We start from the raw sequence: 25,129 nt of genomic DNA on the forward strand, positions 1-25,129 counted from the left end.
GCGGTGCGACGAACACTCGTCACTGATCGTACGGCGCTGACGCCCGGAGACGTCCGGTCTGATGCGCGGATCCCCACCGCCGAGAGCCGCTCAGAGCCAGCGGCGGCGCCTCTTCCCGGGAGACCAGGTGCCACGGGCGAGCAGTCACGGGGACGGCGTCGGCGTCGACGTGTCGGGGGAGGGTGACTCGGTCGTCTCCGTTGCCACGGTCGAGGGAGTGGGCGTCGACCCGGGAGTCGGCGTCGACTCGGGAGTGGGCGTTGGTGCACCTGACGAGGAGTCTGCTGACGGCGTGGTCGGCAGGGTCGTCGTGGCCGGAGGCGTCATGGGACCCGTGGGCGACGTGGACTCCCCAGGGGAGGGGCCACTGCTCGGCAACGGGGTAGGCGAGAGGGCCCCGTCGGTCGGGTGGCTGGATCCCGTCGGCGTGGGACTGGTCGAGGTTCCTCCGGCAGGGCCGTCGGGGTGGAGGATCGCGATGATCTGGCCCGTGAAGCTCTCCAGCTGGGCAGCGACCTGCGTCAGGGAGTACGACGTGATGTTGGCCGCGAGGTCCAGCAGCTTGTTCCAGACTGCGCCGAGGGCCTGGAGCTGCTCCTCTCCCGGCTCCCCGTCGATCGACAGCACCAGCTGGCTCGCGAGCGCGGCGGTGATGCAGCGATAGCAGTCGTAGTTGGCTGCGACCGCGAGGTTCTGCGGCACGATCACCCGGGCGTCGTCCATCACGAGCACGACCTGGAAGGCCACGGCGACGGCCACGCAGTCGGTGCACGACGCGTAGGCGTGCGCCTCGTTGACGTTGAGCACCTCGTCGCCGTCCGCCCAGACCAGGGCGAAGGCCACGTCGTACACGACCGACCCGTCGTCGGTGTTGACCGCCAGCGCCTGGTTGTCGCCCTCATCGGCCGGCAGGGGTTGGTCGAACGGGAAGACCCACGGGTCGGCCGACCCCTGTGCGGTCGCGGGCACCGGGGCCGTGCTCGGCGGTGATGGGGATGCGGGCCTCGGGATCGCACTCGCACCCGCACCCGCGCCCGCGCTCGCGCCCGCGACCGATCCGCCGGCGGGCACCAGGACGAGAGCGAGGCTCGGGCGGTCCTTGGTCGGCAAGGGCTTGCCGTCCTCGAACACCGCCACCATCGGCCGGTCGGTGGCGGCGAGCCGCTGCTCCGCCGCGGCTCCGGCGACCGGGTAGGGAGAAGCCGGTGCCGGGCGAGCGAGTGCCGAGGAAGCAGGATCTGCGGTGCCCGGGAGCAACGACGTCACCAGCCCGCGTTCGTCGGGCGCGATGGGACGGTACGTCCCCGGGTGGGGCCACCACGCCCAGGACAGCCCGGTGACCACGAGCGCGCTGACCGTCAACGCCGTCAGCCGCCTCCCGAACGAGTCCCGGCCCCACCTCGCGAGACCACTGAAGGTTCGGACGCCGACCCGGCTGAGCACGAGCACGCCGGCCAAGGCCGGGAGCAGCACGCCGAGCACCTGCAACGCGTGGCCGGCGACGTCGATCGCGTTCCCGTCGTTCCAGGCGCTTCGTCCGGCGACGAGATCCTCGCGCACCACCGCATGGGCGCTCCCCAGCAGCCGGGGTATCGCACCGATCAGCCCGAGCAGCATCAGCGCCATCATCGGGATGGTCACCAGGACCCACACCGTGATCAGGGCTCGGGCGCGCGGTGTGAGCACCCGGTTCTCCGCGGCGCGCCACCGGTGTGGGAGCAACCCGGCCAGCGTCGGGCGGATCCGGTGGTAGAGGTCGGGGACGCCGGCAAGGTCGGCGAGCACGTGGTAGCCGTCGAAGCGCAGCAGCGGAAGCAGTTGCTGCACCATCTGCAGCACCTGGGTCGCCACGAGGAGCAGCAGCGCCTCCCAACCGGTGAACCACCACCAGGCGAACGTGAGCACCGTGACGAGGGCGTTGAAGTACAGGCCGCCCAGGTCGGTGCGGATCCGGCCGGCTCGACCGAGGCGGTAGCTGTCGGTCACGTCGGTGTAGAAGGCGGGCCAGACCAGGTAGAGCCCCATCCCCATCGCGCCTGGCTGTGCTCCGCTGTAGCGGGCGGCGGCGGCGTGCCCGAACTCGTGAAACCCGCCCGAGATGACGGTCACGACGAAGACGAGCAGGAGGAGGTGCGGCCGCTCGAACGCGTCGTACGCCGAGGCGGCGAGGCCGCGCTCGAAGAACACCCAACCCACCACGGCCGCGAACGCGACCACCACGACGGCGACGACGACCGGCCAGAAGAGGATCCGGAACGGGTCTGTCAGGAGACGGGTGGCGTGCGGGCTGGTGACCGCGACCCGCGGCTTGAGGCGGAGCAGCGGGTCCGACCGCCTGAACTCGGGGACGGACCCGTCCGCGCGCGTGAGCAGGCCCAACGGCCGCAGGTGGCCGTTGATCAGCGTGTGCACCTGCTCCTCGGTCATCGTGCGGCCGAGCACCGCACCGACCCGGTCGGCGATCTCACTGCAGCTGCGGCGACCGTCCACGGCCGCGAGCACGAGGTACAGCAGCGGAGTCAGCTGGAGCACCTGGCCGTCCGGGCGTCGTACGAGGGCAGGTGGGGTCCGGTAGCCGGACCCCACCATCTCGCCGATCAGCTCGACGCCGTCAACGCGAGCAGGCGCGTCGACCAGCGTGGTCACGGCGTGGAGGTGTCGCCCGGGGCGACCGCGCTCTCGTGTGTCTGCTCGGGAACCGCCGCGACGTCGGCGACCTCACCCGGCGCTGTGTCGTCAGATGCGGCCGGGTCAGGTGACGGATCGGCAAGGGCCCCGTCGTCGGAGGCAGAGTCGTCGGCCGAGGCGGTGTCGGTGTCGACGGGCTCGATCGAGGCCTGGTCGATGCTCGACGACTGGTCGGACAACGCCTCGGCGGAGCCGGTGATCGACTGGTCGATGATCGCGGTCTGCTGGGCGAGCGCGGTCGCCTCGGAGTCTCCGGACAGGATGTTCGCGGCGACGGCGGCGTCGATGGGGGCTGCGACGTTCGCGTTCGCCGCGACGGCGCCGTTGATCGGCGCTGCGAGGTCCGCGTCGAGGTCGACGTTCACGTCGACGTTGAGGAGATCGCCCTTGAGCAGGTCGCCGGTGTTGAGCCCGGCGATGGTGTCGGTGACGTCATCGACGACGTCACCCACTGTGCCGAGCAGGTTGCCCGCGGCGTCGAGCACCTGTCCGGTGATCGGGTCGAGCGATCCGACCACGGTGCCGAGCGAGTTCACGACGTTGCCGGTGGCACCGTCGAGGACGCCGATGACGTTGCCGTCCGAGTCCAGGACGGTGGTGCCGTCGAGGAAGTCGGTCACGGTGCCCACGACCGCTCCGACGGTGTTGAGGACGTCGCCGGTCAGGGGATCGAGGATGCCCACCACGTTGCCTGAGGCGTCCAGGATGTTGCCGGTGGCAGCGTCCAGCACGCCCAGGACGGCTCCGCCGGAGCCGATCACCGTGGCGCCGTCGACGAGATCGGTGACGGAGCCGACGAGGTGGCCGGCCGAGTCGACCACCACGCCGGTCGTCTCGTTGAGGGTGCCGACGATCGACCCGTCCGGGGCGATGACGTTGCCGGTCGCGGTGTCCAAGGTGCCGAGGATGTTGCCGGCCGAGTCGACCACCACACTGCCGTCGACCGGGCCGCTGGGTGCGGCCGCATCGGTCAGGGCGTCGGCAGCCAGCGGATCCCCGGTCTCGGTGGCTGCGCTGAGCATGGCCTGGTCGCCGCCGGCGCCCTCGGCGGTCGGCTCCGTGCCACCCACGACGGTGTCGCTCTGGTCGATCGTGCTGTCCTGGATGCCGGTCGCGAGGGCGTCGGCGGAGATCGACTGGTTGAGCTGCACGCCCTGGTCGGCCATCGCCTGTGAGACCGAGCCGTCGCTGAGCAGGTTCGCGCTCACGGCCGCATCGATCGGCGCCACGACGTTGGCGTTCAGGGCGATGGCGAGGTCGATCGGCGCCGCTCCGTCGATGGCCAGGTCGATATCGGCCGCCAGGTCGAGGATGGAGATGACTTCCTTGTCCGGCAGTGCGGTGGCGCCTTCTCCGGCCAGCTCCTCGGGGGTCAGCGGTGCGGACTCTTCGGTGCTCATGATCGATTTCTCCCTCTGCAACTCGCGCTCCGGCTGTCGTGGCCGTCGCGCGAACGAGGTCCCCCTGCCGGATTCCTTACCCGGGCCGCCGCCGGCTATGCACACGAAGTTCTCGGGAGCAGGTCGCTGACAGGCCGACGATCCCGCCGCACGGAACGCTGCGACGCAGGGCGCGTGATCGCGATCAGCAGGCGTTCAGGACGGTCATCGCGCCTTCGCCCACAGGATGATCGACGCGCCGGCGCAGACAAGACCGGCGAGCAGCAGCACCGTGCGTTGCCCGGTCGGCCACATGCGCTTCACGTTGCCGACGCTAGGGGCAGCGCTCCTCACCCGGCTTCGCCTGTTGTGGTGACCGGCGGCGCTCAGACCGTGACTCGGCGTGTGCTCCTAGCGACGCCTCAGCAACGCTCACGGGTGTCGGCTCGTCCTGGCCGGACAGGCTCGACCCGACGCCATGCCGTTGTCAGTGGCGTCGGGTCACGTGATGGGTTTCGGCGGGCTGCCTGCGTTGGAAAGAAATCGAGCATGCGTAGCCATGACCCTGTGCGCGTGAGCGTGGTCAGTCCGCAGCCGATCGTGGAGGCCGGCGTCGTCGCCCTGCTCTCCCAGCATCGTGACCGGATCGAGTTCCTGCCCGCGCCTCTGGGTGGTGGTGATGCAGCTGGCGAGGACGTCGCGGACGAGCCGGATGTCGTCCTCTACGACGCCATCGGGATGCTCGACGGTGACGGTGACGACTTGGACTACCTGGTCGACCACACGAAGTCGCACGTGCTCGTCATCTCCCACGACCTCCGCCCCGATCTTGCGAGCAGGGCGTTGCAGCGGGGGTGCGCAGGGCTACTTCTCGCTCCGCGTGGATCTGGAGGAGCTCCTGACCGCCGTCGACTCTGCGATGACGGGGTGGGTCGCCGGTGACCCGGGCGAGGATCCGACCGTCGGGTCGGGTGCGAACGCCGCGGCCGCCTTGCGCCCCGGGACGGACGTGGCCTTGTCGGCACGGGAGGCACAGACGCTGACGTACATCACGCAGGGGCTGAGCAACAAGGAGATCGCCGAGCGGCTGTACCTGTCCATCAACTCGGTCAAGACCTACATCCGGACGACCTACCGGAAGCTCGGCGTCACGACCCGGTCCCAGGCCGTCAGCTGGGCCATCCAGAACGGCATCGACCCGGGACCGGAGCGACCGCCCGGCGCCGTTCGGGACAACGACTAGCCTCGTCCCCTCGGCTCGTAGGCGTCGACAGGCTGCTGAGCGCCCGGAGCAGATCGCAGCGGGCCACCTGTGGGGGTGAGGTCGTCGGCAGGCTTCCGCGGGCACTGAGTCATTACCAAGTGAGGCTGGGTGAAATTCACGCCACCTGCTCGGAAGGCTCGTCCGCGAGCCGGTCGTGGCTCGCTGCCCGTATCGGGCGGCGGGTCATGATGCGGCCTCCCTCAGGCGCCGTCGAGCATGCGGGCGAGTTGCGCCTCGATCTCCTCCACCGGAACCTCGCGCGTGCGCTGGTCGAACGCCCACCGGTGGCCCGATGGATCCAGGACCTCGCCCGTCCGCACGCCCCAGAAGGCGTCTCGTACCGGCGCATGCACCGCAGCGCCGGCCGACGTCGCGCGGTCCATCGCCGCGTCGGCGTCCGGGACGGCGAACCGGTAGGCGGCCACGGAGGTCGCCGTTGAGCGCGGTGTCGCCGACGTCGTCCCTGGCACTGGCGCGGCCAGCGCTACCTGCAGGCCGTCGATGTCCAGCTCGGCGATGGCGATGGATCCGTCCGGCAGATGCAGCAGGCGAGTCACGCTCGCACCCAAGGCACGCTCGTAGAAGTCCACCGCGGCCGGTACGTCCTCGACGACGAGGTGGAGCGCGAAGTCAGTCATCGTCGGAGTCCGCGTGAACATGCGGGCCCGAGAGGGCCACGGGGTACGCCGAGCCACTGGTCCCAGTGTCGCCGAGAAGGACTCGGTCATCGATGGTGATGCTGGCCGGGGTCGACCAGCGATCTGCGCTGTGCGTGCTCATGAGCTCAGCCTGATACGTCAAGCGAACTTGAAGTCAAGGCATCACGGGTGCCGGCCTCGTCGCCGCGATCGCCGGGAGAGGAGATCGCCGGCTGTGCCCCCCGGGCGTCAGAGCCGGAAGCGGGAGACCTCGCCGCGCAGCTCCTCGGACATCTGCGCCAGCTCGCCGATCGCCGTCTGCGCATGGGCGAGCGCGGCCGTCGTGGTCTGCGCGGCGGCGGAGACGCCGTTGATGTTCGCGGCGATCTCGCCCGATGCGGTCGAGGCCTCGGCCACGTTGCGCGACATCTCGTTGGTGGTCGCGGTCTGCTCCTCCACCGCCGACGCGATGGTCAGCTGGTAGTCGTTGATCGAGCCGATCACCGTGGAGATCTCGGCCATCGCGTCGACCGCGCCGGTGGTGTCGGCCTGGATGGCCTCGACCCGGCGGGCGATGTCCTCGGTGGCCCGCGCGGTCTCCTGGGCCAGCTCCTTGACCTCGTTGGCCACGACCGCGAAGCCCTTGCCGGCCTCACCGGCACGCGCCGCCTCGATGGTCGCGTTGAGCGCGAGGAGGTTGGTCTGCTCGGCGATTGAGGTGATCACCTTGACCACGTTGCCGATCTCCTGCGAGGACGCACCCAGCTTGCCGACGGTGGCGTTGGTGGCCTCGACGCTCGCGACGGCGCCCGAGGCGACGCGGGCGGCCTCGTTGGCGGAATGGGCGATCTCGCGGATCGAGGCGCCCATCTGGTCGGCGCCCACCGCGACGGTGCCGACGTTGCTGGACACGCCGCCGGCGGCACTGGCGACGACGCCGGCCTGGACGGCGGTCTGCTCGGCACCGGCAGCGATCTCGTGCGAGGACGCCGACAGCTCCTCGGCCGCACCGGCGACGTGGTTGGCCGACGAGGCGACGGCCGCGACGAGGTCGCGGAGGTGGGCGGCCGCGAGGTCGAGCGCCGTGCCCATCGTGCCGACGTCGTCGGCCGCGTCGAGCTCGGCGCGCATCGTCAGGTCACCCTCGGCGAGCGCCTCGGCGACGGCGCGGACCCGGGCGACGCGGTGCGCGGTCGCGTTCGCGACCAGGTAGCCGACACCCAGGGCGAGGACGAGGCCGATCACCAGCAGCACGAGGGTGATCAGCCGCACCTCGGCGGCCGTGCCGTGGGCGTCGTCGGCCGCCTGCTTCGCCTCGGCCTGCTCGCGCTGGGTGAGGTCGTCCAGCTGCTCGAACATGGTGTCGGCGAGGGGCTGGGCCGCCGTCTCGTTCTGCACCCACCAGTCGACGGTGTCACCGTTGGCGGCCAGCGGGCTGAGCACGGTCTCGATGGCGTCGACGTAGTTGCTCACGGACGCGGCGAGTGCCTTGACCTCGAGGCGCCGCTTGTCGTCGAGACCCGTGGTCTCGTAGTCGGCGGCGGCAGCGTCGAACGCGGCGTACCCGTCCTCGACGGCTTCCTGGTTGTCGGTCTTGTCGCCGTCGTGCACGGCCAGTGCCTCGTCACGGGCGGCGACGCGGATGCTCGAGATCGCGTCGTGCATCTCGCTCAGTGCGCTGACACCGAGGACGTTGCGCTGGTAGAGGTCGTCGGCCCGCTGGGCGGCCTGGGCGCCCGACCAGAGGCTCAGCGCCCCGATCAGCAGCGCGACCGCGGAGGCCACCACGATCGGCATCAGGATCTTGGTCTTGATCGCAAGGTTGGCGTACCACCCGATGAGCCCACCCTTGGCGCCGGTCGTCGGGGCCGGAGGGAGCGTGCCGTCCGTGGGCGTGGGCAGGTCTGCGAGCGAGCTCATGGGTCAGCTTTCGTAGCGGTCGGCGCCATGCGTGACGACGCCTGGGGAATGCAGGTCTGTACGCGTGCAATCGGCACGGGGGAGTGGGCCCTGAGAGTGGCGCAGGTCACCGCCCGGTCGTGGCTCCGGGATTGAGCAGGCGAGCCCAGGGAAGATCTCCGGCATGAAACTCGGGTTGCGGACGGTCGCTGCAGGCTGCCTGCTGGCGCTCGTCGTCGGTCTGGCCCCGGCGGGCGCCGCCGCCGGCGGTACCACGATCACCCTGACCGCGGCGCCGGCGCACGCCGACGACACGACCCAGGTCGTCGTGACCGTGACCGACGCGGGAGGCGCGGCCGTCGCGGGTGCTGCGGTCGCCGTCGAGCGGCGCACCGGCGGCGTCTGGCAGCCCGCCGGCACCGTCGCCACGGGTGCCGACGGGCGGGCCGCCTTCGCCCAGGTGGTCGCGCGGTCGCCCGACGACAACGCCGTGCGGGCGACGTACGACGGGGCGGTCGCCGAGACCCTGCTGCCGCTCCGGCGCCGCGCCGCCCAGGTGTCCCTCGACGGCCCGCGCGCGGTCGTGGGCGGGCAGCCGGTCAGCCTGGCCCTCCGCTGGACGTCCGACCACGGCGCACCGGTCGCCGGCACGGTCACTGTCTGGCGCCTGGTCCCGGGTGGGCGATGGCGACGGGCCGCGCAGGCGCGGACCGACGCCGACGGCCGGGCGACGCAGACGGTCAGTCCGCGCACCGACACGCGCTGGCGGGTCACGACGCCGCGGCTGCCCTGGTTGGAGAAGGCGCGCTCGGCCGTGCTGCGCCTGGACGACCGGCCACCGGGGACACCGGTCCGGCTGCCGGCGGCGGCACCCGGCCCCCGGATCTCGCTGCCGCCGCAGGGTCCTGCCACCGGCGAGGGCCCGGACCTCTGGATCGGTGCCGTCAGCGACCGGGTGTGGTCGCAGATGACCGGTGTCACCTGGCACAGCGGCTGCCCCGTCGGCCGCTCGGGGCTGCGGCTGGTCCGGGTCAACTACTGGGACTACGACGGCTACCCGCGCCGCGGCGAGCTCGTCGCCAACGCCGACGCGGCCTACGCCATGGGCGCCGCGCTCGCGGAGATGTACCGCAGGCGGCTGCCGATCCGCGCGATGCACCGGGTGGACCGCTTCGGCTGGAGCGCCAGGGTGCGCGGGGGCGACGACTACGCCTCGATGGCGTCCGGCAACACCTCGGCGTTCAACTGCCGCGACGTCGTGGGTCGGCCCGGGCGTCGCTCGCCGCACGCGTGGGGCCGTGCGCTCGACGTCAACACCTGGGAGAACCCCTACCGCTCCGCCCGCGGCATCGTGCCCAACACCTGGTGGCAGGGGCACTCGCACCCGCTCGTCGCCTGGCGGTCCCGCTCGCACGCCGTCGTGGAGCTGATGGCCCGGCACGGCCTGCGCTGGACCTACGGCAACGGCGACACCCAGCACTTCGACTACGTCGGCGTCGGCAAGCGGGCGCTCGCCCGGCACAGCGGGCCGCCGCCCTGCCGACGCTTCTGCGACTAGCGTGTCGGTCGTGCCTGCGGAGTGCGTCTTCTGCCAGATCGTCGCGGGTGACGTCGCCGCCGACGTGGTGCTCGACGAGCCCGACCTGGTGGGCTTCCTCGACCGGCGGCCGGTCTTCAAGGGGCACGTGCTGCTGGTGCCACGCGAGCACGTCGTCACCCTGCCCGACCTCCCCGCGGCGCTGCGCGACCCCTTCCTCGCGGCGGCCCAGCGCCTCGCGACCGCGGTCGTCGAGGGCCTCGGCGCCCAGGGCAGCTTCGTGGCGATGAACAACGTCGTCAGCCAGTCCGTCGCCCACCTGCACCTGCACGTCGTACCCCGCACGAAGGGCGACGGCCTGCGCGGCTTCTTCTGGCCGCGCACGACGTACGCCGACGGCGAGTCGGCCGAGTACGCCGCCCGGCTGCGGGCCGCGCTGTGAGCCGCAACCTTTTCCGCACCCCCGGCGTCTCCCTGGGCATGAAGACCCTGCTCGCCGCCCTCGTCGTCCTCGCGACGCTCACGACGCCCGTGCCCGCGACGTCCGCCCCGACCCGCGCCACCCCGGGTGACGGGTGGTACCTGACCGCGATCGAGCAGGGCAAGCCCACGCGGGAGGGCATCCGCGCGAAGCGGCTGCGCCTCGAGCTCGTCGCGCCGGACGGCGCGCGGACCGAGGCGCTCGACGTCCGCCAGCGGGGCTACCGGCTCGCCGACTGGTCGCCGGACGGCGCCACGGCGCTGCTGATGTCGGACTACCCGAAGCCGGTCGCGATCCGCGTCGACGTCGCCACCGGGGAGACGACGCGTCTGCTCCTCCCGGCCCGGGTCTACAGCGCGGTGCTGGCGCCCGACGGCAGCGGTGTGCTCGGCATGACCTACGAGCAGGAGCGCACCGGCCGGTCCCCGGTGCTCCGGGTCGCCTGGGACGGCAGCGCCGCGGTCGTCGACGACGACGTCGACGCGAGCTTCCTGCCGACGCCCGACGGCACCGGCCTGCTCACCCACGGGGCGCGGTGGAACCAGCGCGTGCTCCGGGTGCTCTCCAGCGCCGACGGCTCGGTCACCGCGCGCATCCCGACGCCGCGCCCCTGCCTGCCCGTCCGGTGGTGGGACGACCATCGGGCGGTGGTCAGCTGTGTGGGCGCTCGCGGAGCCACCACGCTCGGGCTCGTCGACGTCGACGCCTCGACGTACCGCCCGCTGACGCGGCGGGTCCACCCGCAGCAGATGGACCTCGGTCACCTCGACGCCCGTCAGGTGGGCGGCCGGCTCTACGTCCAGGTCGCGGGACCGTGCGGCTACACCTACCTCGGCCGCCAGCACGCCGACGGCCGGATCACGTGGGTCCGGGTGCCGCACGCGGTCGGCAATGTGCTGATGGTCGACGCCCGCGACGACCGGCTGATCCTCCAGCACGCGATCAGCTGCGACGGTGCCGCGCCCCGGTCGGCGCTCACGAGCTTCGACCCGGCCACCCGGAAGGAGCGGCGGCTGGTCGTGCTGCCGCGCGACGAGGCCTTCGCGGCCGTGCTGCCCTACAGCGAGCGGCGCCCCACCGGCTACTGACCTGTCCGCGGCGCCTATGGTGTCTACTCGTCAGTCGCACCAAGAGGCAGGAGCAGCAGCGATGGGTCGTTTTGACGGGCGGGTCGCCGTCGTCACCGGGGCAGCGCGCGGGATCGGGTTCGGCACCGCCACCCGCTTCGCCGAGGAGGGCGCGTCGGTCGCGATCCTCGACCTCGACGAGTCCTCGGCCGCCGAGGCCGCCGCCAAGCTCCCGCTCACCGACGGCGCGAAGGCGATCGGCATCGGCTGCGACGTCAGCGACACCGAGTCCGGCGAGGCCGCCGTCGAGCGGGTCGTCGCCGAGCTCGGTGGGATCCACATCCTCGTCAACAACGCCGGCATCACCCGCGACAACCTGCTCTTCAAGATGACCGACGACGACTGGGACCTCGTCATGGGCGTGCACCTGCGCGGCGCCTTCGTGATGACCCGCGCCGCCCAGAAGCACTTCGTCGCCCAGAAGTACGGCAAGATCCTCAACCTCTCGAGCGTCTCCGCGCTCGGCAACCGCGGCCAGGCCAACTACTCGGCCGCGAAGATGGGCATCCAGGGCCTCACCCGCACGCTCGGCATCGAGCTCGGCCGCTACGGCGTCAACGCCAACGCGATCGCCCCCGGCTTCATCGCCACCGAGATGACCGACGCCACGGCCGCGCGGCTCGGCGTGGGTGTCGAGGAGTTCCGGGCGGCGGCAGCCGAGGCCAACCCGGTGAAGCGCGTCGGTTACCCGGAGGACATCGCCGCCGCCGCCGCGTTCCTCTGCAGCGACGAGGCGTCGTACATCACCGGCCAGACGCTGTACGTCGACGGCGGCGCCAAGCTCGGCTGACGAGACTCCTCCGAATCGGCCGGTCCTGGCCGATCTCGTTCTCGGGCGCGCCTCCCACGGATGCCGACGCGCGCCTGCACACTTGAAGTCAACCAGATCACATGAGTTTCACGAACGGAGCGTTCTCGTGCGCCGTGCCCAGCTGACCACCGCCCTCCTCGCCGTCACCAGCCTGCTGCTGGTCGGCTGCGGCGGGGGAGACGACCCGTCGAGCGACAAGCAGAAGCCGGCGTCGCAGGAGGTCGCGCCCAGCGAGGAGGTCGTCTCGACCTGGCCGCTCACCGGGCTCGAGGCCGCCGGCGGCGAGGACGTGGCGAAGCCCCACCCGGTCCTGGTGACGAAGATCGACAACACCTACGCGAGCTCGCCGCAGCTGGGCCTCGGCCAGGCCGACATGGTCGTCGAGGAGCTCGTCGAGGGTGGCCTCACCCGGCTCGCGGCGTTCTTCTACTCCTCGCTGCCCGAGAAGGTCGGCCCGGTGCGCTCGATGCGGGCCAGCGACATCGGCATCGTCTCGCCGGTCGACGCCTCGGTCGTCACCAGCGGCGCGGCCGCGCCGACGATCAAGCGCATCAACGGCGCCGGCATCACCTTCTACCCCGAGGGATCGCAGGGGCTCTACCGCGACACCAGCCGCAGCGCGCCGTACAACGTCTTCGCCGACCTGACGAAGGTCGCCCAGGCCGCCGAGCAGGACCCGGCCCGGCCGGACGACTACCTGCCGTGGGGCACCGAGGAGGACTTCCCGGGCGGCCAGAAGGCCACGAAGATCGCGGCCTCCTTCGGCGGCGGGCACACCACGAACTGGACCTACGACGGCCAGCACTACAACAACGAGAACTCCTACGCCGCCGAGGGAGACCACTTCCCGGCCGACACCGTGCTGGTGCTGCGCGTGCAGGTCGGCGACGCCGGCTACCGCGACCCGGCCGGCAACCCCGTGCCCGAGACCAAGCTGATCGGTCAGGGCCAGGCGATGGTCTTCCACGGCGGCAAGCTGGTGCGCGGCACCTGGTCGAAGTCGGACCTCGACGCCCCGATCAAGCTGTCGACCAAGGCTGGAGACCTCACCGTGCCCGCCGGACGTACCTGGCTCGAGCTGGTGCCGGCCCAGAACGGCAACGTCACCTTCACCAAGCGCTGATCCTCAGGACCCGGTCGGCCCCGCCTCGCTGGGCCGGGCGGCCGGGATCTCGGCTCCGCCCTCGGCGAGCGCGCGGAAGCCGGAGAGGATGAAGCCGATCGCGGTCTCCACGTTGGCGGCCGCGGCGACCGGGTCGGGGGCGTCGGAGACCGACTCGCCGGCCGAGGACATCGCCCCGAAGAAGATCCGGGCGAACGTCTGCTGCAGGTCCTCCTCGAGCTCCCACTCGCCAGCGCTGAGCACCGAGCGCACGATCTCCAGGACGTTCGCGAACGTCGAGCGCTCCTCCTGCTCCCGGTAGCGCTCGTAGCCGAGCACGGCCGGGCCCTCCTGGATCACGATCCGGCGGTAGCGCGGCTCCTGCACGACGGTCAGGAACGCGCGCAACCCCGCGGTCGCCTTCTCCCACGGGTCCCGGTGGCCCTTGAGGGCCTGGTGGATCGCACGCGCGGCGTCGTCCTCGACCCGCTCGAAGACCGCTTCGAAGAGGGCCTGCTTGCCACTGAAGTGGTGGTAGAGCGCGCCCTTCGTGACGTCGGCCCCGGCCACGATGGTGTCCAGGGAGGTCGCGGCGTACCCGTTCTCGGTGAACAGGTCCTCGGCCACGTCGACCAGCGTGCGCTTGGTCGCGGCGGAGTACTGCTGGCGACGGCTGGGCACGCGCGGGACCAGCTTCGCGACCGACGGCTTGCTCATGGTCACCGGACTCTAGTACCGACCGTCGGTACGGACCCGCGGTACGGGTGAGCCGCGTCACCGCCCGGCGCCTTGTCCGACTCTCGGTATGTGACATACCGTGAGTACGTACCGTTGGTATGTACAACGTCCCCGAAGGAGAACCCATGATCTGGACGTCCTTCCACCGCCGCGGGGAGATCCTCCGCGACGTGATCGCCAGCGCCGACCGTCGCCGCGACGGCCACCTCCCGACGGAGGTGCCCGGCGTCGCGCAGACCTTCGCCGACGAGCTCGCCCTGCTCGGCGCCCTCCAGCTGCGGTGGCACACCCGCCTCGCCGGCCGGATCGAGCGCGAGCTGATGGGCCAGCCGATGGACCTCGAGGCCGCGGTCGTCACGGCCTGGCAGACCGCGGCCGCCGACCTGCCCGGCATCCGGGCGATCCTGGACCGCGAGCACGCGGCACCGCGCAGCGCTGCGGTCGCGGACGCGCTGGCCAAGGCGCGCACCAAGGAGCACGCTCTGCTCGCGATGATGGCCGGCCTGGCCAGCGGGCCGGGCGATGCGGCCGCCCGCGCCGGCGCCGTGATCGTGGAGCGCGCACGGCTGGAGGCGGCGGTCGCCGCCTGACCATCCGCCGCGGATGCGTGATGATGGGGCCATGAGCGAGGCGCGCCCCGGGATGCTGCTGGTGGCGACGCCCGCGCTCGTGGATCCCAACTTCATCGACTCGGTCGTGCTGCTCCTCGACGCCGACGACGACGGCGCGCTGGGCGTCGTGCTCAACCGCCCGTCCGGCGTCCCCGTGGGCGAGGTGCTCGAGAGCTGGGGTGACGTCGTGGCCGACCCCGAGGTGCTCTTCCACGGCGGCCCGGTGGGCACGGACGGCGCTCTCGCCGTCGCGCTGCTGCGCGACCCCGACGACGTGCCCGTCGGCTTCCGCGCCGTCGACGGGGCCGTCGACGGGCGGCTCGGCCTCGTCGACCTCGACACCCCGGTCGAGCTGATCGAGGGCAGCCTCGACGGGCTGCGGATCTTCGCCGGGTACGCCGGATGGGGCGCCGCGCAGCTCGACGGCGAGATCGAGGAGGGCAGCTGGTACGTCGTCCCGGTCGAGCCCTCCGACCCCTTCCGGATCGACACCGCGGACCTGTGGCGTGACGTGCTGCGCCGCCAGCCCGGCGAGCTCGCCTGGCACTCCACCCGGCCGTTCGACCCGGAGCTCAACTAGCCCTACCCCCGCACCAGGTGCTCCCGGGTCAGGAACGCGCGGCGCAGGTCGTCGGGCAGCCCGTCGAAGGGCGAGGTCTGCGAGGCGTGCGCCGCGATGGCGCGCTCGCGCGCTCCCAGGTGCGTGGCCGTGTCGAGCACCACGGCGATCTCGTCGTCGGGGGTGCCCAGGTCGGCGTACCTCAGGTGCTCCATGTCCGGCCGCGCCTCGACCATGTGGGCGACCCAGCGGTCCATCAGGCTGCGGGGGAGCGCCTGCAGGTAGGCGGGGACGCCGCGCTCGCCCGCGACGCCCACCGCCGCGTCGCGGATCCGGGCGTGGTCGCGGTGGCCGTCGGCGGCGTCGAGGCTGACCACGACGTCGGGATCCACCTCGTCGGCGACGGCGCGCAGCGCGGCGGCCACGGTGGCCGGGTCGGCCGCGCACAGCGACCCGGCCGGCGGCCCCTCGGACATGCCGGAGTCGGCGAAGTCCAGCAGCTCCAGCCGGGCGACGCCGAGCAGGCCCGCCGCCTCGCGCAGCTCCTCCTCGCGCACCTCGGCGAGCGAGCGGCCGTCGAGGTCGACGCCCGGCGCCGGCTCCCCGGCCTCGCCGCGGGTCGCGCAGACGACCGTGGTCGCCCAGCCGGCGGCCGCGGCGGCGAGCAGCAGCGACCCGCAGCCGAACGTCTCGTCGTCCGGGTGGGCGACAGCGAGCAGCAGGCGCGGCGGCTCGTGCCGCGGCGTCAGTCCCGGGAGCACGACCGCTCCTCGGAGACGGCGAGCCAGGTCAGCGGGCGCCGGGTCGGCCGGTGCCGGGTGTGCAGGGCGGCCGCGACGCGGCGCCAGGCCTCGTCGAGCTGCCGGCGGGACGGGAGGTCGTGCGTGGGGTTCATCGGGGGCTCCCTCGTCCGATACTGCCTTGTGCAGTATCTCCGCCCAGTAGTAGATACTGCCCAGGTCAGTGTGTCAAGATGCGCGGCATGACGACCACCAGCTACGCGCTGCTCGGCCTGCTGGCGCTGCAGCCCTGGACGACGTACGAGCTGGCGCAGCAGGTGCGGCGCAGCCTCAGCTGGTTCTGGCCGCGCACCGAGCGCAAGCTGTACGACGAGCCCAAGCGGCTGGTCGCCGCGGGGTACGCGACGGCGCGCGAGGAGTTCACCGGCCGTCGCAAGCGGACCGTCTACGAGATCACCCCCGCGGGCCGCGCCGCCCTGCGCGCCTGGCTCGCCGAGCCGTCGGCGCCGCCGAGCCGCGAGGACGAGGCCATGGTCCGGGTCTTCTTCGCCGACGGCGGCGACCTCGACGCCCTGCGCGCGACGCTCGCCGCGATGGAGGAGGGCGCCCGCGGACGTCTCGCCCAGCTCACCGCGATGGAGCAGGGCGCCTACCCCTTCCCGCAGCGACGGCACATCAGCGAGCTCGCGATGCGGCTCCAGCAGGACCAGGAGCGGACCACGATCACGTGGGCCGCCTGGGCGCGTGCCGAGGTGGACGGCTGGCACGCCACCGACGATCCCAGACGGGTCCCGCAGTGACGTAGGCTTGTCGTTCGTGACCACCATCGGCTTCTCGACAGACACGGACGTCCGTGAGGACCGCCGTACCGTCCCGACCGACGAGGGTGACCACGAGCGCTTCTCCCACTACGTCGAGAAGGACAAGCTCACCGAGGCGATGGTGATGGGCACCCCGGTCGTCGCCCTCTGCGGGAAGGTCTGGGTGCCGAGCCGCGCGCCGGAGAAGTTCCCGGTCTGCCCGGAGTGCAAGGAAGTCTGGGAGTCGCTGCGCGAAGACGGCGGCAACAGCAGCGGTCCCGCCGAGTGACGGGCCGGCCCGAGGCCGCCCCCCAGCCGAACGTGCTCAGCCCCGCGTGGCCTGAGCGCGCCGCCTGGGGCACCGCGCCCTCCCTGCGCGCCTGGCAGGCCGCTGCGATGAAGAAGTACTTCGACACCAGCCCGCGCGACTTCCTCGCGGTCGCCACGCCCGGTGCCGGCAAGACGACGTTCGCCCTCTCGGTCGCGGCCGAGCTCCTCGGCCGACGGATGGTCGACCGGATCACGATCGTGGCGCCGACCGAGCACCTCAAGCTCCAGTGGGCCGAGGCGGCCGCCCGCGCCGGCATCCCGATCGACCCGACGTACTCGGCGGGCAAGGGCAAGACCTCGCAGGACTTCGTCGGCGTCGCGGTCACCTACGCCGGCGTGGCCGTCAACCCGCTCGCGATGCGGATCCGCACGGAGCGCTTCAAGACCCTGGTGATCCTCGACGAGGTCCACCACGCCGGTGACGCGCTGTCGTGGGGCGAGGGCGTCCGCGAGGCGTTCGAGCCGGCAGCCCGGCGCCTGGCGCTGACCGGTACGCCGTTCCGCTCGGACATCAACCCGATCCCGTTCGTCACCTACGCGCCGGGCGACGACGGCACGCCGACGTCGGTGGCCGACTACGCGTACGGCTACGCGCACGCGCTGGCCGATCACGTCGTCCGCCCGGTGCTCTTCCTGGCCTACTCCGGCGACATGCAGTGGCGCACCCGGGCCGGCGACGAGATCACCGCCCGGCTGGGCGAGCCGCTCACCAAGGACATGACCTCCCAGGCGCTGCGCACTGCGCTCGACCCGAAGGGGTCGTGGATGCCGTCGGTGCTCACCGCGGCCGACATGCGCCTCGACGAGGTGCGCCGGCACGTCCCCGACGCGGGTGGCCTGGTGATCGCGACCGATCAGGACTCGGCTCGCGCGTACGCCAAGCTGCTGCGCCAGATCGCCGGCGAGCCCGCGACCGTCGTGCTGTCCGACGAGAAGGCGGCGTCGAAGAAGATCTCGGCCTTCAGCGAGGGCGACCAGCGCTGGATGGTCGCCGTGCGGATGGTGTCCGAGGGCGTCGACGTCCCGCGGCTCGCCGTCGGCGTCTACGCCACGACCACCTCGACGCCACTGTTCTTCGCCCAGGCCGTCGGCCGCTTCGTGCGCGCCCGGACCCGCGGCGAGACCGCGTCGGTCTTCCTGCCGTCGGTGCCGAACCTGCTCGGCTTCGCCTCCGAGATGGAGGTCCAGCGCGACCACGTGCTGAAGCGCAGGGTCAACGACGAGGGCGACATCTTCGCGGCCGAGCAGGAGCTGCTCGACCAGGCCAACGCGAGCGACGCCGCCTCCGACGACCTGCTCGGATCCTTCGAGGCGATCGGCTCGGAGGCACGCTTCGACCGGGTGCTCTACGACGGTGGCGAGTTCGGCCACGCGGGCGAGGTGCACGTCGGGTCGGAGGAGGAGATGGACTTCCTCGGCATCCCGGGCCTGCTCGAGCCCGACCAGGTCCGCGAGCTGCTGCAGACGCGGCAGAGCGAGCGGGCCAAGAAGCAGCGGAGCACCCGCCGCTCACCCGAGCCCGACACGGTCGCCGAGGTCTCGGCGCACGAGCAGCTCGCCGTGCTGCGCCGCGAGCTCAACGGCCTGGTCGCCGCCTGGCACCACCGGACCGGCCAGGCGCACGGGATCACCCACGCCGCGCTGCGCAAGGAGTGCGGCGGCCCGGCCGCGGCCGTCGCCACGGCCGAGCAGCTGCACGCCCGGATCGACCGGATCCGGGAGTGGGCGACCCGCAGGTCGTCCTAGGCTTCTCTAGGCTCAGGACGTGGCCGGTGAGATCTCCCAGACCCTGGACCGCGGACTGCGCGTCCTCGACGTGCTCGCCGCGACGCCCGACGGGCTGACGATGACCGAGCTGGCCGCCCGGCTCGAGGTCAACCGCACCGTCGTTCACCGCCTGGTCGGCACCCTCGAGCGGCACGCGTTGGTACGCCGCGACGCGCGGGGGCGGCTCCGCGTCGGCCTCGGCGTGCTCCGCCTCGGGGCGTCGGTGCAGCCGGTGCTGCGCGAGGTCGCCACGCCGGTGCTGCGGCACCTCGCCGAGGCGGTCGGCTGCACCGCGCACCTGACGGTCGCGGACGGTGAGGAGGCGCTCGCGCTGGTCGTCGTCGAGCCGTCGTGGACTGACTTCCACGTCGGCTACCGGGTCGGCTCGCGCCACCCGCTCGCGCAGGGCGCCGCCGGGCGCGCGATCCTCCTCGGTCGGGCCGCCGACCCCACGCCGTACGTCGTGACCGTCGGTGAGCTGCAGAGCGGCGCCCGCGGCCTGGCCGCGCCGGTGCGCGACGTGCCCGGGCTCGAGGCGAGCGTCGGCATCGTCACCCTGGACTCGGGGCTCGACGAGGCGGCCGCCGGGCCGCAGGTGCAGCGCGCCGCCGCCGACCTCGCGAGCCGCCTCGCGTCGGCGTAGGTCGAGTCGCCCAGCAGCTCAGCCGTGCTGCACGGTCTCCTGCGCCAGCGGCCGTACCCGGTACGGCACCTGCGTGGCGAGCGCGATCACCGTGGAGGAGCGCACGATGGCGGGGTTCTCCAGCACCCGGTCGATCACCCGCTGGAGGTCGGTGTTGGAGCGGGCGACCACGCGCGCCCACATGTCGCCGGCGCCGGTGATCGTGTGCGCCTCGAGCACCTCGGGGATCTCGGCGAGGTGGGCGGCGACGGTGTCGTGGCCGCCGCCCGCGGCCGGCTCCTGCCGGATCTCCAGGGTCAGGAACGCGGTCACCGGGTAGCCGAGGGCCTCGGGGGAGAGGTCCGGCCCCCAGCCGGTGATCACCCCGCTGGCGGCGAGCTTGTCGAGCCGCGCCTGCACGGTGCCGCGGGCGACCCCGAGCCGGCGGGACGCCTCGAGCACCCCCACCCGCGGGTCGGTGGCGAACAGGTCGATCAACCTGCCGTCCAGGTCGTCCATCCCGCCTCCCAGCGCTGAGCAAGTTGCACAACGAATCCACGTACTGTTGCACACAATGTCGAGCACAGGGAGGCTTCGCCCATGACGCTGACCCCTGACGAGCTCAAGGCCGACCTCACCCTCGAACAGCTCAAGGAGCTGGTCGGGCTCGTGGAGTACGACGCCGCCAACGACCCTTTCCCGGTCATCGCGCTGGACGCCGTGTGCTTCGTGGTCGGCAACGCCACCCAGACGGCGACCTTCTACCAGCTCGCGCTCGGCATGGAACTCGAGGCCTACCGCGGCCCGGAGAACGGCTGCCGCGACTCGAAGGCCTACGTGCTGCGCTCGGGCAGTGCGCGGTTCGTCTTCGTCGGCGGCGTCACCCCGGACAGCCCCGTGCTCGACCACCATCGCAAGCACGGCGATGGCGTCGTCGACCTCGTGCTCGAGGTGCCCGATGTCGACAAGTGCATCGAGCACGCGCGGGCGATGGGGGCCGAGATCGTCGACGAGCCCTACGACATGACCGACGAGCACGGCACCGTCCGCCGCGCGTCGATCGCGACGTACGGCGAGACCCTCCACACCCTGGTCGACCGCTCGAAGTACGACGGGCCCTACCTGCCCGGATACGTCGCCGCGACCACGAAGGTGGCCCGCCGCGAGGGCCACCCGAAGCGTCTCTTCCAGGCCGTCGACCACTGCGTCGGCAACGTCGAGCTCGGCCGGATGGACGAGTGGGTGACCTTCTACAACAAGGTCCTCGGCTTCACGAACATGGCGGAGTTCATCGGCGACGACATCGCCACCGACTACTCCGCGCTGATGTCGAAGGTCGTCGCGAGCGGCAACCACCGGGTCAAGTTCCCGCTCAACGAGCCGGCGATCGCGAAGAAGAAGTCGCAGATCGACGAGTACCTCGAGTTCTACGACGGCGCCGGGTGCCAGCACATCGCGCTCGCCACCAACGACATCCTGCGCAGCGTCGACATCCTGCGCGACAACGGCATCGAGTTCCTCGACACCCCGGACTCCTACTACGACGACCCCGAGCTGCGCGCCCGGATCGGCGAGGTGCGGGTGCCGATCGAGGAGCTGAAGAAGCGCAAGATCCTCGTCGACCGCGACGAGGACGGCTACCTCCTGCAGATCTTCACCAAGCCGATGGGCGACCGGCCGACGGTCTTCTACGAGTTCATCGAGCGGCACGGCTCGCTGGGCTTCGGCAAGGGCAACTTCAAGGCGCTCTTCGAGGCCATCGAGCGCGAGCAGGAGCGCCGCGGCAACCTCTGAGCTCAGGAGGCGAGGAAGCGGGCGTCGACGGTCGCCGAGACCGCGATGTCCTCGGGGGTCAGCACCAGCCCGCCCGCGGCCTCGCCTCCGCCGGCCCGCGCGTACGCCACCGGCCCCGCGCCACCACCGCCGTGCACCTGGTCGCCGAGCATCCCCGGGTCGGCGAGAGCCACGCACCGCAACTCGGTCAGGCCGAGCGCCGCGGCGTACGCCGCGGCCTTGGTGCGCGCCTCCTCGACCGCTCGGGCGCGGACGTCGCCCACGGCGGCCGCCTGCGTCGCCTCGGTCAGCGCCCACTCGATGCCGTCGACGCGGACGCCGGGGTAGGTCGCGGCCCGCTCCACCCACCGGGCGAGCTCCTCGAAGTCGCGGAACTTCGCCCGCGTGCTCGTGAGCGCGTGGTGGACGAGCGGCCGCTGGTCGCCCTTGTCGTTGAAGGGCCGTTGCGACCACACCCGGATCCGGTCGCTCGCCCACCAGGTCACCGGCCCGCGCTCGGGGTCGTGCCGGTCGACGATGCCGGCGACCAGCGCGGCCGTGCCCTGCGTGGTCCGGGCGACGACCGGCGCCTGGTCGGGCCCCTCGAAGCCCACGGCCACGGTCACCGTCGCCCGCTCCGCGGGGTGGAAGGCGTCGTAGCTGCCCTGGACGGTGATCACGGTCTCCGGCATGACCCGAGTGTGTCAGGCCAGGTCGCCGACCAGCTCCGCCTCGGCCTCAGCCGGTGAGTGCGCGGACGGTGCGGAGCGCAGCGCGCGGCCGATCGTCACGGCACCGAGGGCCAGGATGACCACGCCCACGCCGACAGCGATCGCGCCGAACCAGAACGGCGCGTGCACGCCGACGTGCTCGGCGAGCTTGAGCGCGACGTACGGCCCGACGGCGCCGCCGGTGAACCGCACGAAGGAGTACGCCGCGGACGCGACCGGCCGCTCGACCGGAGCGGCACCCATGACGGCCTCGGTGACCAGGGTGTTGATGACGCCGAGGAAGGCGCCGGCCACGACGATGCAGGTGGCGATCGCCGCCTCGTGCTCGGTGAAGACGGCCATCGCGACCAGGTCGAGCCCGAAGAGGGTGAGCATCGTGAGCAGCGTCGGCAGCGTGCCGAAGAGCCGCTGCAGCCACGGCGCGACCAGCACCGAGGTGAGCGCGAGCAGCACGCCCCAGCCGAAGAACGTCCAGCCGATCTGCATGATGTCGAAGCTCGGCAGCGCGAAGGGACCGGCCGCCATCAGCGTGAAGAAGCCCAGGTTGTAGCAGATCGCGACCAGGGCGAGCAGCAGCAGCGCGGGGTGGCGCAGCGCGCGGAACGGGTCGGCGAGCGACGTACGACGTCCGGTCGGCGGCGTCGCCGGCAGGAAGATCGCGGTCGCGATGAGCGCGATCGTCATCAGCACGGAGACGCCGAAGAACGGCCCGCGCCACGAGTGCTCGCCGAGCAGCCCGCCGACGAGCGGGCCGGACGCGATGCCGAGGCCGAGCGCGGCCTCGAAGAGGATGATCGCCTGCGCGACCGACCCCTTCGACGAGCTGACGATCGTCGCCAGGGCGGTCGCGACGAAGAGCGCGTTGCCCAGGCCCCAGCCGGCGCGGAAGCCGATGACCGCCTGCACGCTGTCGGACAGGCCGGCGAGGCCGGCGAAGACGATGATCAGCACCAGGCCGATGAGCAGCGTCCGCTTCGGTCCGATCCGGCTGGAGACCACGCCGGTCACGAGCATCGCGATGCCCATGATCGCCATGTAGCTGGTGAAGAGGAGCGAGACCTGGCTCGGCGTCGCCTCGAGCTGGACCGCGATCTCCTTGAGGATCGGGTCGACCAGGCCGATGCCCATGAACGCGATCACGCAGGCGAACGCGACCGCCCAGACGGCGCGCGGTTGCTTGAGGAGAGATGTCACGTGTCGTTGCCTTCCTGGAGGATCCCCCGGAGCACGGCGACGGCCGTGGCGAGGTCCTCGGTGTCGAGGTCGGGATGAGCGGCGACGAGCTCGGCGACCCGTTCGCCGTGCCGGCGGCGCACCCGGCGGAGCTCGGTGCGACCCGCGTCGGTGAGGGTCACGACCGTGCTCCGGGCGTCGTCGGGGTTCGGTGCCTTGGTGGCCCAGCCCTGCTCGACGAGCTGCGCGACGGCGCTCGACATCGTCGGCTGCGAGCACCGGTCGAGCTCGGCGAGCCGGCTGATGCCGACCGGGCCCTGCTCGTCGAGCAGCGACACGATCCGCACCTGGGCGGGCAGCTCGAGCTCCCGGCGTACGGCGCGCACGAGGCGCGCGGCGTGCACGACGAGGTCGCTGGCGAGCTCGACGTCGGCGGGGGTGGATTCGGGCACGCCTCGATTATTACATAGGAAACCTATGTAATCAGAACGGGGGTCTGCCGAGGCCGGTCAGGCGGAGGCGTCCCCACGGGTCGACGTCGCTCAGCCGGCCCTGCGCCGAGCCGTGCTCGGTGGTCACCGAGACGGTGGCGCCGGAGCCGAGCTCGTCGAGCGCGGGGCTCGCGGACAGCCGGCCGTACCAGTGGAAGCGGCCGTCGATCGGCTCGAACCGGCCGCGCAGGTCGGCCTCCACCTCGACGATCGTGTCGCCGGCCGCGATGGTGGCGGGACCGGCGTACTCCTCGTGGGGCTCGTGCTTGCTCATCGCTCCTCCTCGAGCGGGACGCCGAGCTCGTCGGCGGTGCCCGCGAACGCGTGCCAGATGAAGGACGTCAGGTAGGCGCCGACCGCCGCGCGGCTCATGGTCTGCCGCTCCAGCCACCACTCGCCGATGGACAGGCCCATGCCGACCATCGCCTGCGCCCACGGCTCGGCGCCGCCGGTGTCGACGCCGAGCTCGCGCATCGTGTCGCCGAGCACCCGGGCGAACGCGGCCGCGATCGCGGCCTTGCCGTCGGCGAGCGGGTCGCTCGCGACCGCGCGGTGCCGGACCAGCAGCAGGAAGACCCGGGGGTGCTCCTCGATGGTCGCGAGGTAGGCCTCGACCCCGCGCTCGACCCGCTCGCGGACCGGCGCGTCGACGAGGATGGCGGGCAGCAGGCGGCCCATCACCTCCTCGGCGCCCCAGCGGCCGACCGCGGCGTACAGGTCGTCCTGGCTGTCGAAGTAGCGGTAGAGCACCGGCTTGCTGACGCCGGCGGCGCGCGCGATCTCCGAGATCCCGGCCGTCGGCCCGATCGTGTCGATGGCGGCGACGGCGGCGAGCACGAGCTCGGTACGCCGCTCCTCGCGGTGGGCGTCCCACCGGGCCGAGCGGCCGTCCCTGCCCGTGTCCCTGCCCTTGACCTGACGTGGCATGTGGGTCAGTCTAGCGGTAACCGTTACCGTTGGTAACAGACAACTCGGAGGCCTGATGACGGTGACCGACCGCTTGCTGAAGTCCAGCGCGAAGCAGAGCTACGACCCGGAGGTGGACCTCGACTGGGACGCCCCGCTGGTCGACGGGCTCTGGTACATGCAGCCCGAGCGGATCTCGCTCTACGGCACCGACCTGTGGGACCGGCTCTCCGAGGAGCAGCGGATCGAGCTGTCCAAGCACGAGGTCGCGAGCATCTCGAGCGTCGGCGTCTGGTTCGAGCTGATCCTGATGCAGATGATGGTGCGCGACCTCTACGACGCCGACCCGCGGCGCCCGCGCATGCACTACGCGCTGACCGAGGTCGCCGACGAGTGCCGGCACTCGCTGATGTTCGGCAAGGCGATCGACAAGGTCGGCGCCCCGGCGTACGGACCCCCGGCGTACGTCCACCGGCTCGGCCGGCTGATGAAGACGCTCGGCGTGGGCGCCTCGGCGTACGCGACGATCCTGGTGGCCGAGGAGATCCTCGACCGCTGGCAGCGCGAGCTGATCAAGGACGAGCGGGTGCAGCCGCTGGTGCGGATGGTGTGCCGCGTGCACGTGCTGGAGGAGGCGCGGCACATGACGTTCGCGCGCGACGAGGTCGAGGGCATGCTGCCGCGGCTGAGCCGACCGGCGCTGGCCTGGCACCAGGCGGCGCTGGCGACGAACTCCTTCATGGTCGCGCGGGCGCTGGTCAACCCGGAGGTCTACCGGGCCGTGGGGCTCGACCCGCGCGAGGCGCGGAGGGCGGCGCTGGCCAACCCGCACTACCGCGAGACGCTGCGCTGGATGGGGGAGCGGGTCACCTCCTACCTCGACGAGCTCGGCATGATCCCCGCCCACCAGCGCGCCCTGTGGCGCAGGTCGATGCTGGTCGCCTGAGGGCTGGCATGATCGC

The 25,129-nt window shown here is 72.2% G+C and carries 28 protein-coding genes; 15 read left to right on the forward strand and 13 right to left on the reverse strand.

All coding sequences use genetic code 11. From position 1 onward, the window contains the following. Window positions 1-144 precede the first annotated feature (144 nt). Window positions 145-2,646, reverse strand: coding sequence for a zinc metalloprotease (locus HZF07_RS20870; RefSeq protein ID WP_157344261.1), 2,502 nt, complete (start codon window positions 2,644-2,646; stop codon window positions 145-147). Continuing rightward, a complete protein-coding gene (locus tag HZF07_RS23530; protein WP_198346447.1) occupies window positions 2,643-4,088 on the reverse strand; it encodes an autotransporter outer membrane beta-barrel domain-containing protein in 1,446 nt (481 codons plus the stop codon). Before HZF07_RS23530 ends, HZF07_RS20870 begins: the two co-directional genes overlap by 4 nt. Before the next feature lie 552 nt (window positions 4,089-4,640). On the opposite strand from HZF07_RS23530, the gene HZF07_RS23535 reads away from it, so the two are divergent. Together HZF07_RS23535 and HZF07_RS23540 are read left to right on the forward strand one after the other, a co-directional pair. Continuing rightward, a complete protein-coding gene (locus HZF07_RS23535) occupies window positions 4,641-5,009 on the forward strand; it encodes a hypothetical protein (RefSeq protein ID WP_198346448.1) in 369 nt (122 codons plus the stop codon). A 73-nt stretch (window positions 5,010-5,082) separates the two neighbouring features. Further along, on the forward strand, window positions 5,083-5,310 hold the full coding sequence (locus tag HZF07_RS23540; protein WP_198346449.1) for a response regulator transcription factor: 228 nt from the start codon (window positions 5,083-5,085) through the stop codon (window positions 5,308-5,310). A gap of 221 nt (window positions 5,311-5,531) precedes the next feature. On the opposite strand, the gene HZF07_RS20885 is transcribed toward HZF07_RS23540, so the two are convergent. Together HZF07_RS20885 and HZF07_RS20890 are read right to left on the reverse strand one after the other, a co-directional pair. Next, a complete protein-coding gene (locus HZF07_RS20885; protein WP_157344262.1) occupies window positions 5,532-5,969 on the reverse strand; it encodes a VOC family protein in 438 nt (145 codons plus the stop codon). A 249-nt stretch (window positions 5,970-6,218) separates the two neighbouring features. Beyond that, complete coding sequence (locus tag HZF07_RS20890; protein ID WP_157344263.1) at window positions 6,219-7,889, reverse strand: methyl-accepting chemotaxis protein; 1,671 nt, start codon at window positions 7,887-7,889, stop codon at window positions 6,219-6,221. Window positions 7,890-8,052: 163 nt separating this feature from the next. On the opposite strand from HZF07_RS20890, the gene HZF07_RS20895 reads away from it, so the two are divergent. The 5 genes from HZF07_RS20895 to HZF07_RS20915 all read left to right on the forward strand — a co-directional run bounded on the left by HZF07_RS20895 (window position 8,053) and on the right by HZF07_RS20915 (window position 12,947). Next, on the forward strand, window positions 8,053-9,426 hold the full coding sequence (locus tag HZF07_RS20895) for a M15 family metallopeptidase (RefSeq protein ID WP_157344264.1): 1,374 nt from the start codon (window positions 8,053-8,055) through the stop codon (window positions 9,424-9,426). Between the two features lie 10 nt (window positions 9,427-9,436). Then, a complete protein-coding gene (locus HZF07_RS20900) occupies window positions 9,437-9,847 on the forward strand; it encodes an HIT family protein (RefSeq protein ID WP_181645453.1) in 411 nt (136 codons plus the stop codon). Further along, complete coding sequence (locus HZF07_RS20905; RefSeq protein WP_157344265.1) at window positions 9,844-10,974, forward strand: TolB-like translocation protein; 1,131 nt, start codon at window positions 9,844-9,846, stop codon at window positions 10,972-10,974. Before HZF07_RS20900 ends, HZF07_RS20905 begins: the two co-directional genes overlap by 4 nt. A gap of 61 nt (window positions 10,975-11,035) precedes the next feature. Beyond that, window positions 11,036-11,803, forward strand: coding sequence for an SDR family NAD(P)-dependent oxidoreductase (locus tag HZF07_RS20910; protein ID WP_157344266.1), 768 nt, complete (start codon window positions 11,036-11,038; stop codon window positions 11,801-11,803). Window positions 11,804-11,930: 127 nt separating this feature from the next. After that, window positions 11,931-12,947: a DUF3048 domain-containing protein gene (locus HZF07_RS20915; protein ID WP_157344267.1), complete on the forward strand. Its 1,017-nt coding sequence runs from the start codon at window positions 11,931-11,933 to the stop codon at window positions 12,945-12,947. Window positions 12,948-12,950: 3 nt separating this feature from the next. Here HZF07_RS20915 and HZF07_RS20920 read toward each other — a convergent pair whose 3' ends face one another. Next, window positions 12,951-13,643 (reverse strand): TetR/AcrR family transcriptional regulator, encoded by a 693-nt coding sequence (locus HZF07_RS20920; RefSeq protein WP_157344269.1) that lies wholly within the window; start codon window positions 13,641-13,643, stop codon window positions 12,951-12,953. 146 nt (window positions 13,644-13,789) lie between these two features. Between HZF07_RS20920 and HZF07_RS20925 the strand changes: the two genes are divergently transcribed. Both HZF07_RS20925 and HZF07_RS20930 read left to right on the forward strand, forming a co-directional pair. Beyond that, entirely contained in the window at window positions 13,790-14,254 is a 465-nt protein-coding gene (locus HZF07_RS20925) for a hypothetical protein (protein ID WP_157344270.1), read from the forward strand. A gap of 31 nt (window positions 14,255-14,285) precedes the next feature. Further along, complete coding sequence (locus tag HZF07_RS20930) at window positions 14,286-14,855, forward strand: YqgE/AlgH family protein (protein WP_198346450.1); 570 nt, start codon at window positions 14,286-14,288, stop codon at window positions 14,853-14,855. A gap of 2 nt (window positions 14,856-14,857) precedes the next feature. On the opposite strand, the gene HZF07_RS20935 is transcribed toward HZF07_RS20930, so the two are convergent. Continuing rightward, window positions 14,858-15,595, reverse strand: a complete 738-nt coding sequence (locus HZF07_RS20935) for a PIG-L deacetylase family protein (protein WP_157344272.1) — start codon at window positions 15,593-15,595, stop codon at window positions 14,858-14,860. Next, window positions 15,580-15,729 carry a hypothetical protein gene (locus HZF07_RS20940; RefSeq protein WP_157344274.1) on the reverse strand — a complete coding sequence of 50 codons (150 nt, stop codon included), beginning with the start codon at window positions 15,727-15,729 and terminating at the stop codon, window positions 15,580-15,582. Before HZF07_RS20940 ends, HZF07_RS20935 begins: the two co-directional genes overlap by 16 nt. Window positions 15,730-15,816: 87 nt before the next feature. Here HZF07_RS20940 and HZF07_RS20945 point away from each other — a divergent pair, with 87 nt between their 5' ends. From HZF07_RS20945 to HZF07_RS20960, 4 genes are read left to right on the forward strand one after another with little or no spacing between them, the layout of a single operon-like run. Then, complete coding sequence (locus tag HZF07_RS20945) at window positions 15,817-16,374, forward strand: PadR family transcriptional regulator (protein WP_157344275.1); 558 nt, start codon at window positions 15,817-15,819, stop codon at window positions 16,372-16,374. A 16-nt stretch (window positions 16,375-16,390) separates the two neighbouring features. After that, entirely contained in the window at window positions 16,391-16,663 is a 273-nt protein-coding gene (locus HZF07_RS20950; RefSeq protein ID WP_181645455.1) for a DUF3039 domain-containing protein, read from the forward strand. After that, window positions 16,660-18,450, forward strand: coding sequence for a DEAD/DEAH box helicase (locus tag HZF07_RS20955; protein WP_181645456.1), 1,791 nt, complete (start codon window positions 16,660-16,662; stop codon window positions 18,448-18,450). The genes HZF07_RS20950 and HZF07_RS20955 overlap by 4 nt, the downstream gene beginning before the upstream one ends. A gap of 19 nt (window positions 18,451-18,469) precedes the next feature. Then, a complete protein-coding gene (locus tag HZF07_RS20960) occupies window positions 18,470-19,114 on the forward strand; it encodes an IclR family transcriptional regulator (protein WP_181645457.1) in 645 nt (214 codons plus the stop codon). 18 nt (window positions 19,115-19,132) lie between these two features. Here the strand turns inward: HZF07_RS20960 and HZF07_RS20965 are convergent, their stop codons facing one another. After that, window positions 19,133-19,612 (reverse strand): Lrp/AsnC family transcriptional regulator, encoded by a 480-nt coding sequence (locus HZF07_RS20965; RefSeq protein WP_157344277.1) that lies wholly within the window; start codon window positions 19,610-19,612, stop codon window positions 19,133-19,135. Window positions 19,613-19,693: 81 nt separating this feature from the next. Here HZF07_RS20965 and hppD point away from each other — a divergent pair, with 81 nt between their 5' ends. Then, entirely contained in the window at window positions 19,694-20,887 is a 1,194-nt protein-coding gene (gene hppD, locus HZF07_RS20970) for a 4-hydroxyphenylpyruvate dioxygenase (protein WP_157344279.1), read from the forward strand. A 2-nt stretch (window positions 20,888-20,889) separates the two neighbouring features. Here hppD and HZF07_RS20975 read toward each other — a convergent pair whose 3' ends face one another. From HZF07_RS20975 to HZF07_RS20995, 5 genes are read right to left on the reverse strand one after another with little or no spacing between them, the layout of a single operon-like run. Continuing rightward, complete coding sequence (locus HZF07_RS20975) at window positions 20,890-21,558, reverse strand: SIMPL domain-containing protein (RefSeq protein ID WP_157344280.1); 669 nt, start codon at window positions 21,556-21,558, stop codon at window positions 20,890-20,892. A gap of 12 nt (window positions 21,559-21,570) precedes the next feature. Next, the gene (locus HZF07_RS24620) at window positions 21,571-22,791 is read right to left on the reverse strand and encodes an MFS transporter (protein ID WP_181645458.1); all 1,221 of its coding nucleotides are present in this window, start codon (window positions 22,789-22,791) and stop codon (window positions 21,571-21,573) included. Then, entirely contained in the window at window positions 22,788-23,222 is a 435-nt protein-coding gene (locus HZF07_RS20985; protein WP_309504875.1) for a MarR family winged helix-turn-helix transcriptional regulator, read from the reverse strand. Before HZF07_RS20985 ends, HZF07_RS24620 begins: the two co-directional genes overlap by 4 nt. Window positions 23,223-23,253: 31 nt before the next feature. Further along, on the reverse strand, window positions 23,254-23,535 hold the full coding sequence (locus tag HZF07_RS20990; protein WP_157344281.1) for a DUF4873 domain-containing protein: 282 nt from the start codon (window positions 23,533-23,535) through the stop codon (window positions 23,254-23,256). Continuing rightward, window positions 23,532-24,188 (reverse strand): TetR/AcrR family transcriptional regulator, encoded by a 657-nt coding sequence (locus HZF07_RS20995; RefSeq protein WP_157344282.1) that lies wholly within the window; start codon window positions 24,186-24,188, stop codon window positions 23,532-23,534. The genes HZF07_RS20990 and HZF07_RS20995 overlap by 4 nt, the downstream gene beginning before the upstream one ends. A gap of 55 nt (window positions 24,189-24,243) precedes the next feature. Between HZF07_RS20995 and HZF07_RS21000 the strand changes: the two genes are divergently transcribed. Beyond that, the gene (locus HZF07_RS21000; protein WP_157344283.1) at window positions 24,244-25,113 is read left to right on the forward strand and encodes an AurF N-oxygenase family protein; all 870 of its coding nucleotides are present in this window, start codon (window positions 24,244-24,246) and stop codon (window positions 25,111-25,113) included. The last annotated feature ends 16 nt before the right edge of the window (window positions 25,114-25,129 follow it).

Source organism: Nocardioides agri, assembly GCF_013778305.1.
Lineage (GTDB): Bacteria > Actinomycetota > Actinomycetes > Propionibacteriales > Nocardioidaceae > Nocardioides > Nocardioides agri.

Coding starts and splice junctions, on each gene's coding strand:
- HZF07_RS23530 (WP_198346447.1), bottom strand. CDS start 4,088: ATGAGCACCGAAGAGTCCGCACCGCTGACCCCCGAGGAGCTGGCCGGA.
- HZF07_RS20885 (WP_157344262.1), bottom strand. CDS start 5,969: ATGACTGACTTCGCGCTCCACCTCGTCGTCGAGGACGTACCGGCCGCG.
- HZF07_RS20890 (WP_157344263.1), bottom strand. CDS start 7,889: ATGAGCTCGCTCGCAGACCTGCCCACGCCCACGGACGGCACGCTCCCT.
- HZF07_RS20895 (WP_157344264.1), top strand. CDS start 8,053: ATGAAACTCGGGTTGCGGACGGTCGCTGCAGGCTGCCTGCTGGCGCTC.
- HZF07_RS20910 (WP_157344266.1), top strand. CDS start 11,036: ATGGGTCGTTTTGACGGGCGGGTCGCCGTCGTCACCGGGGCAGCGCGC.
- HZF07_RS20920 (WP_157344269.1), bottom strand. CDS start 13,643: ATGAGCAAGCCGTCGGTCGCGAAGCTGGTCCCGCGCGTGCCCAGCCGT.
- HZF07_RS20925 (WP_157344270.1), top strand. CDS start 13,790: ATGATCTGGACGTCCTTCCACCGCCGCGGGGAGATCCTCCGCGACGTG.
- HZF07_RS20930 (WP_198346450.1), top strand. CDS start 14,286: ATGAGCGAGGCGCGCCCCGGGATGCTGCTGGTGGCGACGCCCGCGCTC.
- HZF07_RS20940 (WP_157344274.1), bottom strand. CDS start 15,729: ATGAACCCCACGCACGACCTCCCGTCCCGCCGGCAGCTCGACGAGGCC.
- HZF07_RS20945 (WP_157344275.1), top strand. CDS start 15,817: ATGACGACCACCAGCTACGCGCTGCTCGGCCTGCTGGCGCTGCAGCCC.
- HZF07_RS20965 (WP_157344277.1), bottom strand. CDS start 19,612: ATGGACGACCTGGACGGCAGGTTGATCGACCTGTTCGCCACCGACCCG.
- hppD (WP_157344279.1), top strand. CDS start 19,694: ATGACGCTGACCCCTGACGAGCTCAAGGCCGACCTCACCCTCGAACAG.
- HZF07_RS20975 (WP_157344280.1), bottom strand. CDS start 21,558: ATGCCGGAGACCGTGATCACCGTCCAGGGCAGCTACGACGCCTTCCAC.
- HZF07_RS20990 (WP_157344281.1), bottom strand. CDS start 23,535: ATGAGCAAGCACGAGCCCCACGAGGAGTACGCCGGTCCCGCCACCATC.
- HZF07_RS20995 (WP_157344282.1), bottom strand. CDS start 24,188: ATGCCACGTCAGGTCAAGGGCAGGGACACGGGCAGGGACGGCCGCTCG.
- HZF07_RS21000 (WP_157344283.1), top strand. CDS start 24,244: ATGACGGTGACCGACCGCTTGCTGAAGTCCAGCGCGAAGCAGAGCTAC.